This window comes from Salinifilum ghardaiensis (assembly GCF_054491345.1).
The window spans coordinates 3,951,316-3,965,756 of sequence record NZ_CM137101.1 but is presented as its reverse complement, the minus strand read 5'-3'; the positions used below and the strand labels follow the sequence as shown (position 1 = coordinate 3,965,756).

Below are 14,441 nucleotides of genomic sequence, written 5' to 3'. Positions count from 1 at the left end.
GGCCGGACAGCACCACTCCGCTTGGTCCGAACGGCGCGCGCGGCACCGGCTATTCCCTCGTGCGGGGGATGTGATCGCGGGAACCACGCGGAGCGCGCGCTGCCCGTTTTGTCTTTCACGACGGGTGGCGTCCGTAGAATCGTCCGCGTGGACGCGCCCGTCGACGCCGCGCAGCAGCGCGCGGAGCGGCTCGAAGAGGTGTTGCACGTCCCCGTGCTCATCGCGGCGGCGATGTCCGTGCCCGGCGTGTTCCTCAGCGCGCTGGACGGCCCCGCGGGGATCACCGGCACCGTCGTCAACTGGCTGTCCATGCTCGTGCTCACCGGCGAGTCGGCCCTGCTGTTCCTGGCCAGTCCCGACCGGCTGCGCTGGCTGCGGGAGCACTGGTGGATCCTCGCCGTCACGCTCGTGAGCATCCCCGCCGTCGTGTTCGCCGTCGGACCCGCGCAGGTGCTCCGGCTCGTCCGCGTGGTGACCGCCGTGCAGGTGCTCAAAGTGGGGCGGCTGCTCAAGGTCGCGCGGGTGGTGCTGCGCCGCGGGGTGCGGTTCGGCCGCGCCCGCGGGGTGCTGGCCGGCGCCACCGTGCTGCTGGCCGCGGCGCTCGTGGGCGTGCTGCTCGCCGATCCGGACACCGCCGTGCGCCAGGTCTGGGACGCGGGTGCGCAGCACTGGGGGTGGGGACCGCTGCTCGGTGCCGTGGTCCTCGCCGGGAGCGCGGCCGTCGCCGCGGGCGGCCTGCTGCACCGCCGCTTCCGCCGCTAGCGGGACTGCGCTGCTGGCAGGACTGCGGGCTGCTGGCAGGACTGTGGTGAGTCGTTCTGCGCAGGTGCCGGTGGCGTGCCGGAACACCACCGGGGCTGCGCACACGTGACGCGGGGGAGCGCGGCGCGAAACGGCGCCCCGCCGGGGACGAGGTGCCGGGAGGTGGCGGGCGGGGCGCCGCCCGCGGTGGTCACCGGCTGCGCCAGGACCTCTTCTTGCGGCGCAGGTCCACCAGCAGTCCGAGCACCATGAACGCGGCGATGATGATCAGGAAGTACTCCGCGACCTTCATCTGACCGGTCATGAGCACGCCTTGATGGTTGCCGATGAGCATGAGCAGGACGGCGGCCGTGCAGAACCAGCCGGCGATCTGAGTGCCCTTCGGGAAGCCCCCGTGCCAACCCCACTCGACCGACGGTTCCTCGGCCGGGTCGATGGCCTCGCTGGGCTTCTTCTCCAGCTCGGTGTTCGCCACGTTCCCCTCCTTGCCACGTCCGGCCGTGCGGACCGGTGCCCGCGTGCCCCGCCGGCTGAGCCACTGCTCGAAAACCCTGCTGGAGGACGCTCTCGGGCACCGCAGGCGCTGCCGGCAGCTCAGCGGATCATCTTCGCGCGGGCTCATCTTCGCACACCGCCGCCCCGCGGCGGCACGCCCAGGGCAGTGGGCCGCGCCACCGGGCCGACCGCGCGCCACCGCGGGGAGGGGCCGCGGGACAATGGTGCCGATGCAGCCCGATGATCTCCCCTCCGGCGAGGCGCGCAGCGTGCTCGTGCTCGGTTCGACCGGTTCGATCGGTACCCAGGCCCTCGACGTGGTGCGCCGCAACCCCGGCCGGTTCCGGGTCGCCGGCATCGCCGCGGGCGGCGGCGACCCGGCTGCGCTCGCCGCGCAGGCCTGGGAGTTCCAGGTCGGGGCGGTGGCCGTGGCGCGCGGCACCGCCGTCGAGGACGTGCAGCTCGCGCTGTACGCGGAAGCGCAGCGGCACGGTTACGACGAGGGCAACGTGCGGCTGCCCCGAATCCTGGCCGGACCGGACGCGGCGACCGAGCTCGTCGAGTCCGCCCCGGTCGACCTCGTGCTCAACGGCATGGACGGTTCGCGGGGGCTGGCGCCGACGCTGGCCGCCCTCGACACCGGGGCGACGCTGGCGCTGGCCAACAAGGAGTCGCTCATCGCGGGCGGCCCGCTCGTGCTCGACCGCGCCGCACCGGACCAGATCATCCCCGTCGACTCCGAGCACTCCGCGCTCGCGCAGTGCCTGCGCGGGGGTCGCGGCGCCGAGGTCGACCGGCTCGTGCTCACCGCCTCCGGCGGTCCGTTCCGCGGCCGCGGCCGAGCGGAGCTGGAGCAGGTCACCGTCGAGCAGGCGCTGGCGCACCCGACCTGGGCGATGGGCGACGTCGTCACCATCAACTCGGCGACGCTGGTGAACAAGGGGCTGGAACTCATCGAGGCCCAACTGCTGTTCGGCGTACCCTATGAGCGGATCGACGTCGTGGTGCATCCGCAGTCGATCGTGCACTCGATGGTGACGTTCGCCGACGGGTCCACGTTGGCGCAGGCCAGTCCACCGGACATGCGGCTGCCGATCGCGCTGGCGCTGGGCTGGCCCGACCGCGTGCCGCAGGCGGCTCCGCAGCTGGACTTCACCGAAGCGATGTCGTGGACCTTCGAGCCGCTGGACCACGCGGCGTTCCCCGCCGTGGAGCTCGCGCGGCACGCCGGCAGCACCGGCGGTTGCCTCCCGGCCGTGTACAACGCGGCGAACGAGGAGGCGCTGGCCGCGTTCGTCGACGGAGGTCTCGGGTTCCTCGGCATCGTGCACACTGTCAGCGGAGTACTCGCCGATGCCGACCAGTGGCGGAAGGCGCCTGCGGACGTCGACGAGGTTTTCGCGGCCGAACGGTGGGCGCGGCAGCGCGCCCACGAACTGCTCGGGAGGGCAAACTAGATGCTGGTCGTCGTGGGCATCGTGATTTTCTTCCTCGGCCTGCTGTTCTCCATCGCGTGGCACGAGCTGGGGCACCTGGCCACGGCGAAGATGTTCGGCGTCAAGGTCACCCAGTACATGGTCGGCTTCGGCCGCACCCTGTGGTCGCGCAGGATCGGCGAGACCGAGTACGGGATCAAGGCCGTCCCGTTCGGCGGTTACATCCGGATGATCGGCATGTTCCCGCCGAAGAAGGACGAGGAGCACGGCCGCACCGCCTCCTCGGCGCCGTGGCGGGTGATGATCGAGGACGCCCGGCAGATGTCGGCCGAGGAGGTCGCCCCCGAGGACTCGCACCGGCAGTTCTACCAGCGCAAACCGTGGAAGCGGATCATCGTCATGCTGGCCGGGCCGGCGATGAACCTCATCCTCGCGGTGGTGATCTTCGCCGCGCTGCTCATGGGTTACGGCATCCCCCAGCCCACCACCACGGTGCAGGAGGTCAGCGAGTGCGTCGTCTCCGCCGACGTGCAGGACACGAGTCGCTGCCCGGAGGGCGCGCCGCCCTCGCCCGCCGCCGCGGCCGGCATGCGGGCGGGTGACCGCATCGTCGCGTTCAACGGCCAACCCGCCGTGTCCTGGCAGCACCTGCAGCAGGAGATCCGCGACTCGCGCGGCAGCGCCACCGTCGTCGTCGAGCGCGACGGCCAGCGCGTGCCGCTGCGGGCGAACCTGATGCAGTCCGAGCAGCCGAGCCTCGACGACCGGGACGAAACGGTGCGCGTCGGCTTCCTCGGCGTGAGCCCCACCCAGCACTACGTCCGGCAGGACTTCGGCGAGGTGGCCGGTGCGATCGGCCAGTACGTGTCGTTGACCGCCGAGAAGGTGGTCCAGCTGCCGCAGCGCGTGCCGGACCTGGTGCAGGCCATCGGCGGCGGGGAGCGCGAAAAGGACTCGCCGGTCGGCATCGTCGGTGCCAGCCGCCTCGGCGGGGAAGTGCTCTCCTCGGACCAGTTCGACCGCCAGGCGCGCGTGGTGCTGCTGTTCAACCTGCTCGCCGGGGTGAACCTCTCGCTGTTCGTGTTCAACATGCTGCCGCTGCTGCCGCTGGACGGCGGGCACGTGTTCGGCGCGCTGTGGGAGGCGGTCCGGCGCCGGTTCAACCAGCTGCTGCGGCGCCCCGACCCCGGTCCGTTCGACACCGCCAAGCTCATGCCGATCGCCTACGCGTTCACCGTGGTGCTCATCGGGTACTCGCTGCTGCTGGCGGTGGCCGACCTCGTCAACCCCGTCCGCCTGTTCTGACCCCGTGCTCCGGACCGGCACCGCCCGTTGCCGGATCCGGTCCGCCCGCACCGGGAGCAGCGCCCCTCCGGCGTGCGGATCACCTCTTCGTGTGGGATATGTCATGGGGCGCGCGTGCGTGGCGCTGCCGTGGGAGTTCGGCGGCGGCGCGGCGACGCGCGGGTGTCCCCGGTGTGTCCGGCGAGCGACGGGCGTGCGGACGCACGTCGTTCACGCGGGTAAGGCGGCCTCGCTCCGAACGAGCAGTGCATCACGCTCCGTCACCGGTCGGGGAGTCGCTGCCGTCCGGCCGGATGAGCTGCGATGGGTATCGTGGAGTGCGGCGGCCAACCTACGAGGCGGAGAGGAATCGATGACGGTCGATCTCGGCATGCCCGCGAACCCCGCGCCGACGCTGGCGGAGCGGCGCAAGACGCGACAGCTGCACGTCGGCCCTGTGGGAGTGGGCAGTGAGTACCCGGTCTCCGTGCAGAGCATGACCACGACGAACACCACGGACATCAACGGCACGCTGCAGCAGATCGCGGAGCTCACCGCGAGCGGCTGCGACATCGTGCGCGTGGCCTGCCCCAGCGCCGACGACGCGGAGGCGCTGCCGATTATCGCCCAGAAGTCGAAGATCCCGGTGATCGCCGACATCCACTTCCAGCCGAAGTACGTCTTCAAGGCCATCGAGGGCGGCTGCGCCGGTGTGCGGGTGAACCCGGGCAACATCCGCAAGTTCGACGACCAGGTCAAGGAGATCGCGCAGGCGGCCAAGGACCACGGCACGCCGATCCGCATCGGCGTCAACGCCGGCTCCCTCGACCCGCGGCTGCTGGCCAAGCACGGCAAGGCCACCCCGGAGGCGCTGGCCGAGTCGGCGCTGTGGGAGGCGGGCCTGTTCGCCGAGCACGACTTCCACGACATCAAGATCTCGGTCAAGCACCACGACCCCGTGGTGATGATCCGCGCCTACGAGCTGCTCGCCGAGCAGTGCGACTACCCCCTGCACCTCGGCGTGACCGAGGCCGGTCCGGCGTTCCAGGGCACGATCAAGTCCTCCGTCGCCTTCGGCACCCTGCTGCGGGAAGGCATCGGCGACACCATCCGCGTGTCCCTGTCGGCCCCCCCGGTGGAAGAGGTCAAGGTCGGCCAGCAGATCCTCGAGTCGCTCAACCTCCGCCCGCGCAAGCTGGAGATCGTCTCCTGCCCGTCCTGCGGCCGCGCCCAGGTCGACGTCTACAAGCTCGCCGACGAGGTCACCGCGGGCCTGGAAGGCATGGAGGTGCCGCTGCGCGTGGCCGTCATGGGCTGCGTCGTCAACGGGCCCGGTGAGGCCAAGGAAGCCGATCTCGGCGTCGCCTCGGGCAACGGCAAGGGGCAGATCTTCGTCAAGGGCGAGGTCATCAAGACCGTGCCGGAGGACAAGATCGTCGAGACGCTGATCGATGAGGCCAACCGCATCGCCGAGGACATGGAGCCGCAGGAGGGCGCGGAGCCCGACGTCACCGTGGGCGGCTGACCAGCTCCTCCGCGGCGGGCTCCCGCGGACCGGTGCGCCGCCGCGAGCGCGTCCGGCGGCCGCGCACCGGGCGGAGATCACGTCGCCGGAGTCGGGGAAGCCGAGCGCGGGCGGTGTCTGGCACCCTTGGCGCGTGCTCAAGCTCGCCGGCGCCAGGCTCCTCGACGACCGCGACGCGGTCGAGGTGGAAGCCGTCCTGTCGTCCATGCCCCTGACCGCCTGCATGGTGGCTTCCCGGGTGGAGCACGTCGGTCTCCACCCGGTGCGGCTCGGCGGCGAGATGTGGGGCTACGGGGAGGCTCTGGAGGGCCTGTGCTTCTCCGGGGCCAATCTCGTCCCGCTGCGCGGCAGCGCCCGCGCCTGGGACGCGTTCGCCGACCGCGCGCTGCGTCGCCGCCGCCTGTGCTCCTCGCTCGTCGGTCCCGTCGAGCAGGTGCTGCCGCTGTGGGAGCGCCTCGCCCCCTACTGGGGTCCTGCTCGCGAGGTGCGCGACGACCAGCCGCTGATGGTCTGCTCCGACGTGCCGCCGGTTCCGGGCGATCCGCTGGTGCGGCAGGTGCGGCCGGAGGAGCTCGACCGGTACCTGCCCGCCGCCGTAGCCATGTTCACCGAGGAGGTCGGTGTCGACCCGAACCGGGAAGCCGGCGCGGCGGCCTACCGGGCCCGCATCGACGAGCTCATCCGCGCCGGGCGCGCGTTCGCGCGCTTCGAGGACGGGCACGTCGTGTTCAAGGCGGAGATCGGGGCGATGTCCCGCGGTGTCGGCCAGATCCAGGGCGTGTGGGTGCACCCGGACTACCGGGGTCGCGGTTTCGGCACCCGCGGGATGGCCGCGGTGACCGAACGCCTCGTGCGGGATTTCGGGCGCACGGCGAGCCTGTACGTCAACGACTTCAACGTCGCCGCGCGCCAGGCCTACGACAAGGTCGGCTACCACCGCGCCGGAACGTTCAGCACCGTGCTGCTGAGCTGACGGGCCGCACGGTGGCGATCGCGCTCGGCGCGGCCGCCGGGCCCGAGATCGGACGTAGCCGCCATCCGGGCGCGTGTCGGGATTTCGTGCACCGCGGACCCCGCGCCCTACACTCGCAGGATGCGTTCGACCGGAACTCGGCTCTGGCGGACCGCGGCACGCTCCCTCGGAGTCGGCGCGGCGCTGCTGTTAGCGATCCCCCTCGCCGGCTGCGGCCCGCTCGGCGGCCCCTCGGAGGAGGACGCCGCGCGCGCCTTCCTCACCGCGATGACCACGGGCAAGCCGGCTGACGCGGCGAACCGGACCACCGACCCGGACGCGGCTCGCACGGCGATCGCGCAGAGCAGGCAGGGGCTCGACGCCGAGTCGGTGCGGGCGCAGCTGCGCGAGGTGACCGAGAACGACCGCGGGCAGACCGTCGCGCACTACGGACTGCGCTGGGACTTCGGGCAGGGCGAGGTGTGGCGCTACGACGCCTCGGCGCTCCTCGTCCCCGACGAGGAGCAGGGCTGGAAGGTGCGCTGGTCACCGAAGGCGCTGCACCCGCGGTTGGCGCAGGGGCAGTCGCTGGCGTTCCACGAGGAGCGCCCGGATCCGGCCCCGGTGTACGACCGCTCCGGGGACGAGCTGATGACGCCGCAGCGGGTCGTCACCGTGCAGCTGGACCCGCGAGCCGCGGGGGACGTCCCCGCCGTGGCCGGTGAGCTCGCCGGGGCGCTGGGCGGGGTCGCCCCGGGGGTCACGCAGCAGTCCATCACCGAGGGCGTCCGCCAGACCCCGGAGGGGCAGCCCTACACCGTTGTCTCGCTGCGCGACGCGGACTACCGGCAGGTGCGCGACAGCATCCACGACCTGCCCGGGGTGCGGTTCCCGTCCCGCACCCAGCTCGTCACGGTCGACCGCAGCATGGGAACGCAGACGCTGTCCGGGATCACCGAGCGCGTCGACGAGCAGGTGAAGGCCAACGCCGGCTGGCGGGTGGTCGCGCAGCAGCGGAACTCCGGTGCGCGGGCCGCGACGCTGCACGAGGTGCGGCCGCGGCCGGTGCAGCCGGTGCGCACGACGCTCGACGCGGCGACGCAGCGCGCGGCCGAGGGCGTGCTCGACCAGCACGGCAAGTCGGCGATGCTCGTGGCCATGCGCCCGTCCGACGGCGAGATCGTCACGATCGCGCAGAACGACGCGGCCGACGCGTCCGGTCCGGTGGCGCTGACCGGCCAGTACCCACCGGGTTCGACGTTCAAGATGGTGACCGCCACCGCGGCGCTGTCCGCGCAGGGCGGCCGCCTCACCCCCGACACGCCCGTGGCGTGCCCGCCGCGGAAGACGTTCAACGGGCGCGTGCTGCCGAACGAGGACGAGTTCGACCTCGGTCGCGTGCCGCTGCACACGGCGTTCGCGCAGTCCTGCAACACCACGTTCGCGCAGCTGGCGGCCGATCAACCGGCGGACGCCCTGCCGAAGACCGCGCGCAAGCTCGGGGTGGGCGCGGACTTCCGGATCCCGGGTGCCACGACGATCACCGGTTCGGTCGAGGCCTCCGAGGAGGTGGTCGGGCGCGCGGAGAACGGCATCGGGCAGGGCACGGTGCTGGCCAGCCCGTTCGGCATGGCGCTGGCGACCTCCACGATCGCCGGTGGTGAGATGCCGACGCCGAAGTTGGTGCGCGACGCGCCCACGGAGACGACGAAGCCCGCCGGCGAACCACCGCCGCCCCAGGTGCTCGACCAGGTGCGCGGCATGATGCGCGAGGTCGTCACCTCCGGCACGGCGAGCGGGCTGTCCGGCTCCGGCGAGGTCCACGGCAAGACCGGTACGGCGCAGTACGGGGACGGGTCGCACGCCCACGGGTGGTTCACCGGTTACCGGGGGGACCTCGCGTTCGCCGTGCTGCTCACCGACGCGGGTTCCTCCAAGCCCGCCGTGAGCGCGGCCGGCGACTTCCTCGGCGCGATCGGATGATCCCGCGCCGCTGATCTGTCACCACCCGCGATCACCGTGCTACGTTCCGGCGCTTGAAGCAGCGCGACGGCGGTGCCGGAGGGGGCGGTCCGGCACCGCCGTCGCGAGAGGTGTTCCCTCGGCACTCACGCGGACCGGGAGGAGTGGGCAGCGGTGATGATCTATCTGGATTCCTCCGCGCTGGTGAAGCTGATCGCGCCGGAGACCGAGAGCGCGGCGCTGAGCGAGTGGATCCGGGCGCGCTGGGAGCACTCCCGGGCCACCAGCGCCCTGTCGCGGGTGGACGTGCTGCGCGGGTTCCGCGAAACCGGGCCCGCGGCGGAAGACCTGGCCGCGATCGTGCTGGACAAGATCGAGTCGCTGGCCGTTTCACCGGACGTGCTCGCCGCGGCCGCGGACCTGCCGGTGGGGGTGAGCACCACGGGCGCCGTGCACCTGGCGACGGCGCGCGCGTTCGACGTCGAGCTGCTCGCCTACGTCAGCTACGACGCCGCGCTGCTGGAGGAGGCCGCGCGGGTCGGCCTGCCCACGGCTTCCCCCGGGCTGGAACAGCCGACCACCCCGCTCGGGTGACATGCCGCCGCCGCGGCGTGTGCGCTTCGCCATAGCAGCGCCGCGCGGGCCCCTGGGGCGCGACGTCACCGCGACACGACGTTCTAGAGTGAGGGCATGCCCGTTCGATCCCCCCTAGAGCCAGGTGTGCAGACGCCGCGTCGGCCGGTGCCCGCGCACATCGCGCGTCCCGAGTACGTGGACAAGCCCGCTCCGGCCCGGAACACGGATCCGGACGTGCAACCGCCCGAGGTCATCGAGGCGATGCGCGTCGCGGGCAAGCTCGCCGCGCAGGCCCGGGTGGAAGCGGGCAAGGCGGTCCGCCCCGGGGTGACGACGGACCACGTCGACTCCGTGGTGCACGAGTTCTTCTGCGATCACGGCGTGTACCCCTCCACGCTCGGGTACCGCGGGTTCCCGAAGTCGTGCTGCACCTCGTTGAACGAGGTCATCTGCCACGGGATCCCGGATTCGACGGAGATCCGGGACGGCGACATCGTCAACGTCGACGTCACCGGCTACGTCGGGGGCGTGCACGGCGACACCAACGCCACCTTCATCGCCGGTGAGGCCTCCGAGGACGTGCGGTCGCTCGTCGAGCGGACCCACGAGGCGACGATGCGCGGGATCCGCGCGGCCAAGCCGGGGCGCCAGCTCAACGTGATCGGCCGCGTCATCGAGTCCTACGCCAAGCGGTTCGGTTACGGCGTCGTCCGCGACTTCACCGGGCACGGGATCGGGCGCTCGTTCCACAGCGGGCTCGTCGTGCTGCACTACGACGAGCCGTCGGTGCAGACCGTCATCGAGCCCGGGATGACGTTCACCATCGAGCCGATGATCACCCTCGGCGGCATCGACTACGACATCTGGGACGACGGCTGGACCGTCACGACCAAGGACAAGAGCTGGACCGCCCAGTTCGAGCACACGATCCTCATCACCGAGGACGGGAACGAGATCCTCACCGAGTCGTGACCCGCCCCGCTCCGCCTGACCGGTCCCCGGGGTGCGGCGGCAGGTCGGGGCACGAGAGGACCGCGCTGCCCGGAACGGCTCCAGACGGTGTTCGCGGGTGGCGGGGCGCTGCCGGTGGGACGGGGCACATTTCCCGCGCGCGCCCCGCTCGCGGGCGATCGTCTGCGGTAGGAAAGGCCCGTGTCCGCACTGTTGGTAGCCGGGACGACCTCCGACGCCGGGAAGAGCGTGCTCACCGCGGGACTGTGCCGCTGGTTGACCCGCGACGGCGCGCGGGTCGCACCGTTCAAGGCCCAGAACATGTCGAACAACTCCGCCGTCACCCTCGACGGCGGGGAGATCGGGCGCGCGCAGGCGTTGCAGTCCGCCGCGTGCGGAGTCGAACCGTCGGTGCGGTTCAACCCGGTGCTGCTCAAGCCCGGCAGCGACCGCAGCTCCCAGGTCGTGGTGCTCGGTCGCGTGGCCGGGGAGGTCACGGCGCTGTCCTACCGCGAGCGCAAGTCCGCGCTGCTGGACGTCGTGGTGCGCACCCTGACCGAGCTGCGCGCCGAGCACGACCACGTGATCTGCGAGGGCGCGGGATCGCCCGCGGAGATCAACCTGCGCGAGCACGACATCGCCAACATGGGGTTGGCGCGCGCGGCGCAGCTGCCGGTGCTCGTCGTCGGCGACATCGACCGGGGCGGGGTGTTCGCGCAGCTGTACGGCACGCTCGCGCTGCTGGACCCGGCCGACCAGGCGCTGCTGCGCGGGTTCGTGGTCAACAAGTTCCGCGGTGACCGGCGGCTGCTCGACCCCGGGCTGGAGCAGCTGCGGCAGTTGACCGAACGCCCCACGATGGGCGTGCTGCCCTGGGCCGAGGACCTGTGGTTGGACGCGGAGGACTCGTTGTCCTACGTGGCCGACGGGGTGATCGGCAGGCCCCGGTCACCGGTGGGGGAGGAGTGGCTGCGGGTGGCGGTGGTGCGCCTGCCGCGCATCTCCAACGCGACCGATGCGGAGGCCCTGGCCGCGGAACCGGGTGTTTCCGCCCGGTTCGTGACCGAACCCTCGCGCATCGCGGATGCCGACGTCGTCCTGCTTCCCGGGTCGAAATCCACTGTGGATGACTTGGCGTGGTTGCGCCGGACCGGGCTGGCCGAGGCGATCACGCGGCACGCGCGCGCCGGCAAGCCGCTCGTGGGAATCTGCGGCGGATTCCAGATGCTCAGCCGGCGCATCGTCGACTCCGTCGAATCCCGCGCCGGCGAGGTCGACGGGCTCGGGCTGCTCGACGCGGACATCGCGTTCTCCCCGGAGAAGACGCTGGCACGTCCGCACGGGACGGCCTGGGGCGAACCGGTCAGCGGCTACGAGATCCACCACGGCCAGGCCCGCCGCGGCGATCTGCTCCCACTGCTCGAGCACTCCGACGGCACGGCCGAGGGCGGCGTGTCCGGCGCCGTGTGCGGAACACACTGGCACGGGCTGTTCGAGAACGACGGGTTCCGCCGGCGGTTCCTCGGCACCGCCGCGGAGCGCGCGGGACGCGACGGGTTCCGACCGGCCGCCGACGTCTCCTTCGCCGCGGTGCGCGAGCAGCAGCTCGACCTCCTCGGCGACCTCGTCGAGCAGCACCTGGACACGGACGCGGTGCGGCGGTTGCTCGGCGAGTAGCGCGGTCGGGTGCGGGCCGCGGGGTGCTCGCGGTGGCCGCGAACACCCCCGGGCATCAGCGGGCCTGCTCGTTCAGCGGCAGGTTCAGCAGCGCGTTCTCCAGCAGTTCCGGCATGGCCGGGTGGATCCAGTACTGGCCGCGCGCGAGCTCGCGCGCGTGCTGGCCGAACACCATCGCCTGGATCAGCGGCTGCACCAGGGTCGGCGCCTGCGGGCCGATGATGTGCGCCCCGAGCAGCGCACCCGTGTTCGGATCGGCCAGCAGCTTGCAGAAGCCGGTGGTGTTCTCCATCGCCCAGCCGTAGGCGATGCCCGCGTAGTCCTGCTGCGAGGTGACGTAGTCGACGCCCTGCTCGCGAGCGGCCTGCTCGGTCAGCCCGACCGAGGCGATCTGCGGCGAGCTGAACACGGCGTGCGGCACCCAGCGGTGGTCCGCCTGCTGCGGGGAGTTCGGGTGCAGCAGGTTGTGCTGCACGACGCGGGCTTCGTGGTTGGCGACGTGCTTGAGCTCGTGCTCCGAGCTGATGTCGCCGAGAGCCCACACGCCGTCCTGCGGGGTGGCCTGGGTGCTGTCGACCTTCACCAGGCCGTCCGGGTGCAGTTCGACCCCTCCGGTCGCTGCGTCGATCATGTCCGTGTTCGGGATGCGCCCGGTGGCGATGAGCAGCTGGTCGGCTTCGACCGCCTCCCATCCGGCCTCGGGGCTGTCGAGGTACATGCGGATGCACTCGTCGTCCTGCTCGACGCTGCGGACGGAGCGGTTCAGCCGCAGGTCCCACTGCCGGGAAGCGATCTCGGTGAACCGCTCGGAGACCGACTCCTCCTCGGCGCGCAGCATCCGGCCGGAGCGGCCGACCACGGTGACCGCGACGCCGAGGGAGTGGAACACGTGCGCCAGCTCGGCGCTGATGAATCCCGTGCCCAGGATGATCATCCGCTCGGGCAGGGTCTCCAACCGCATGACCGTGTCGCTGGTGTGGTACCAGACCTCGTCGATGCCGGTGATCTCCGGAATGCTCGGCCGGCTCCCCGCGGCGAGCACGATGTGATCGGCGGTGAGCGTTTCCGGCCCCTCGAGGCCGTAGACGGTCAGCTCCTTCTTCCCGGTGAACCGGCTGTAGCCCTGGTAGAGGGTGACGTTGGCGTTCTCCTCGGCGCGGTAGCGGCGCCCGCCCTCCGCGATCGCGTCGATCCGGCCGAAGATGCGGTCGCGGATGTCCTGCCAGCGCACGTGCGGGTCGGCGAGATCGACGCCGAGTGCGCCCGAGTGCCGCGGAGTCGCAGCGACGTCGGCGGCGTGCACGAACATCTTGCTGGGGATGCACCCCACGTTCAGGCACGTTCCGCCGTAGGAGTCCTCCGGACCGATGCCCTTCTCCACGATGGCGACGTTCCAGTCCGCGAACCGTTCGTCCACGATCGTGTTGCCGGATCCGGAGCCGAGGATGATGAGGTCGAAGTGTGGCACTGCTCCAGCCTGCCTTACCGCTCGCCGCGTTGGGGTGCTCGTGCGTCGACTACGGACAACAGCGCGTGCTGCGCGGGCATTCCGCGTCGTGGCTCGATTCTCGGTCGTGCCCGCGGCGTCCCCGCCGCCGGGTCGGGCAGTGCCGCCCCGCCGGCCGATCCCTCCCGGCCGTGATCGCGCCGCGGGGGTGTGCGCAGGCGCAACGACAGGCCGCAGGCGTGCAGCACGTGCCCGGTCGCCAGCACCGGTGCGTGCCACGCCGGCGCGACGAGCCCGGCGACGCCCTGGGTGACCGCCAGCACCCCGGCCCCCGTCGCCCAGTGCACCACCGCACGGGCGAGCGGTGCCGGTCCGCGCAGCCGCAGCAGGACCGCCCCGTGCCCGGGGGTGCCACCGGTGCAGGCGGTGTGCACCAGCAGCAGCGCCGCGGGGGCGAACCACAGGGCGGTGGCCTCCGCGAGCCGGGACCCGGCGGGCGGGAACGCGCCGGTGTCGCGCAGCAGGGCGAGCGCTGCGAGCAGGGCACTGCCCGACCACCACAGCGCGAGGAGGTCGCAACAGCGCGCGAGCAGCCGCCGCGCAGGTGTGGCCGGGCGGGGAGCGGCTCGGTCCGCGGTCGGCCCTCCGGATCGCTCCCTTCGCGGCAGCGCGCCGACCAGCCGTGCCCCGAGCGCCGCACCGAGGGTGTTCGCCAGGAGGTCGTCGACGTCGAACACGCGGTGGGCGCAGGGTGCCCACCCCCACATGCCGGTGAGCTGGGTCGTCTCCACCAGCAGCGAGCAGGCCGCGGCCCACGCCGCCGTGCGCGGCAGGCGGTGGCCGGCGAGCGCGAGGAACGCGCCGAACGGTGTGAACAGGGCGATGTTGCAGAGGAACTGCAACAGCACCGGGTCGGTGACCGACGGGCTCAGCCGGCCGAGCGGGATCCAGCGCGGACGGCGGCAGGGCGCGTCGGGTTCGGGTGGTAGCACGTAGCAGGCCACCGCCGTGGCGTAGAGCAGCACCGCCGCGCGCATCAGGCTCGGACCGGGGCGCAGTCGGCCGTGCCGCCGGTGCTCGGCTGCCACGTACGGGGCGAAGAGGCAGGTCACGAGCACTGCGGTGAGCACGGCGGCGGAGCCCGCCGGTGCGATCGCGATCATTGCTGCCTCCTTCCCCGTGCGTGGCACGGGGAAGGAGGGCTCAGCCGGCGTTGCAAATGCACCCCGGACGGGTGATCTTCGTGCGCGTCAGCGGAGGCCCATCCCCCATCCGCGTGGGGACAACTCACAATTTTCATGAAAATTGTGCTCTCTGGAGGAGTTCCAGATAAGTGGGCGCCTGCGCCCCGGGCACGAGTGCGCCCCGGTGCTC

12 protein-coding genes are annotated in these 14,441 nt (G+C 72.2%); 9 read left to right on the top strand and 3 right to left on the bottom strand.

Annotated features, from left to right (window positions below; translation table 11 throughout):
- The first annotated feature begins 147 nt into the window (after positions 1 to 147).
- Positions 148 to 762: a hypothetical protein gene (locus tag ACVGV0_RS18050; RefSeq protein ID WP_459156872.1), complete on the top strand. Its 615-nt coding sequence runs from the start codon at positions 148 to 150 to the stop codon at positions 760 to 762.
- Positions 763 to 952: 190 nt separating this feature from the next.
- On the opposite strand, the gene ACVGV0_RS18045 is transcribed toward ACVGV0_RS18050, so the two are convergent.
- Positions 953 to 1,237 (bottom strand): DUF2631 domain-containing protein, encoded by a 285-nt coding sequence (locus ACVGV0_RS18045; RefSeq protein WP_459156871.1) that lies wholly within the window; start codon positions 1,235 to 1,237, stop codon positions 953 to 955.
- 250 nt (positions 1,238 to 1,487) lie between these two features.
- On the opposite strand from ACVGV0_RS18045, the gene dxr reads away from it, so the two are divergent.
- The 8 genes from dxr to ACVGV0_RS18005 all read left to right on the top strand — a co-directional run bounded on the left by dxr (position 1,488) and on the right by ACVGV0_RS18005 (position 11,620).
- Positions 1,488 to 2,714 (top strand): 1-deoxy-D-xylulose-5-phosphate reductoisomerase, encoded by a 1,227-nt coding sequence (gene dxr, locus ACVGV0_RS18040; RefSeq protein ID WP_459156870.1) that lies wholly within the window; start codon positions 1,488 to 1,490, stop codon positions 2,712 to 2,714.
- Between the two features lie 12 nt (positions 2,715 to 2,726).
- A complete protein-coding gene (locus ACVGV0_RS18035) occupies positions 2,727 to 3,998 on the top strand; it encodes a M50 family metallopeptidase (protein ID WP_459156869.1) in 1,272 nt (423 codons plus the stop codon).
- 352 nt (positions 3,999 to 4,350) lie between these two features.
- Positions 4,351 to 5,502, top strand: a complete 1,152-nt coding sequence (gene ispG / locus ACVGV0_RS18030; RefSeq protein WP_459156868.1) for a flavodoxin-dependent (E)-4-hydroxy-3-methylbut-2-enyl-diphosphate synthase — start codon at positions 4,351 to 4,353, stop codon at positions 5,500 to 5,502.
- 133 nt (positions 5,503 to 5,635) lie between these two features.
- Positions 5,636 to 6,475, top strand: a complete 840-nt coding sequence (locus ACVGV0_RS18025) for a GNAT family N-acetyltransferase (protein ID WP_459156867.1) — start codon at positions 5,636 to 5,638, stop codon at positions 6,473 to 6,475.
- Between the two features lie 120 nt (positions 6,476 to 6,595).
- Positions 6,596 to 8,437 (top strand): penicillin-binding transpeptidase domain-containing protein, encoded by a 1,842-nt coding sequence (locus ACVGV0_RS18020; RefSeq protein WP_459156866.1) that lies wholly within the window; start codon positions 6,596 to 6,598, stop codon positions 8,435 to 8,437.
- A gap of 156 nt (positions 8,438 to 8,593) precedes the next feature.
- Positions 8,594 to 9,010 (top strand): type II toxin-antitoxin system VapC family toxin, encoded by a 417-nt coding sequence (locus tag ACVGV0_RS18015; protein ID WP_459156865.1) that lies wholly within the window; start codon positions 8,594 to 8,596, stop codon positions 9,008 to 9,010.
- Between the two features lie 96 nt (positions 9,011 to 9,106).
- Positions 9,107 to 9,964, top strand: a complete 858-nt coding sequence (gene map, locus ACVGV0_RS18010) for a type I methionyl aminopeptidase (RefSeq protein ID WP_459156864.1) — start codon at positions 9,107 to 9,109, stop codon at positions 9,962 to 9,964.
- 180 nt (positions 9,965 to 10,144) lie between these two features.
- Positions 10,145 to 11,620, top strand: a complete 1,476-nt coding sequence (locus ACVGV0_RS18005) for a cobyric acid synthase (protein WP_459156863.1) — start codon at positions 10,145 to 10,147, stop codon at positions 11,618 to 11,620.
- 55 nt (positions 11,621 to 11,675) lie between these two features.
- Here the strand turns inward: ACVGV0_RS18005 and ACVGV0_RS18000 are convergent, their stop codons facing one another.
- Both ACVGV0_RS18000 and ACVGV0_RS17995 read right to left on the bottom strand, forming a co-directional pair.
- Positions 11,676 to 13,088, bottom strand: a complete 1,413-nt coding sequence (locus ACVGV0_RS18000; protein ID WP_459156862.1) for a mycothione reductase — start codon at positions 13,086 to 13,088, stop codon at positions 11,676 to 11,678.
- A 14-nt stretch (positions 13,089 to 13,102) separates the two neighbouring features.
- On the bottom strand, positions 13,103 to 14,230 hold the full coding sequence (locus ACVGV0_RS17995) for a VanZ family protein (protein ID WP_459156861.1): 1,128 nt from the start codon (positions 14,228 to 14,230) through the stop codon (positions 13,103 to 13,105).
- Positions 14,231 to 14,441 lie beyond the last annotated feature (211 nt).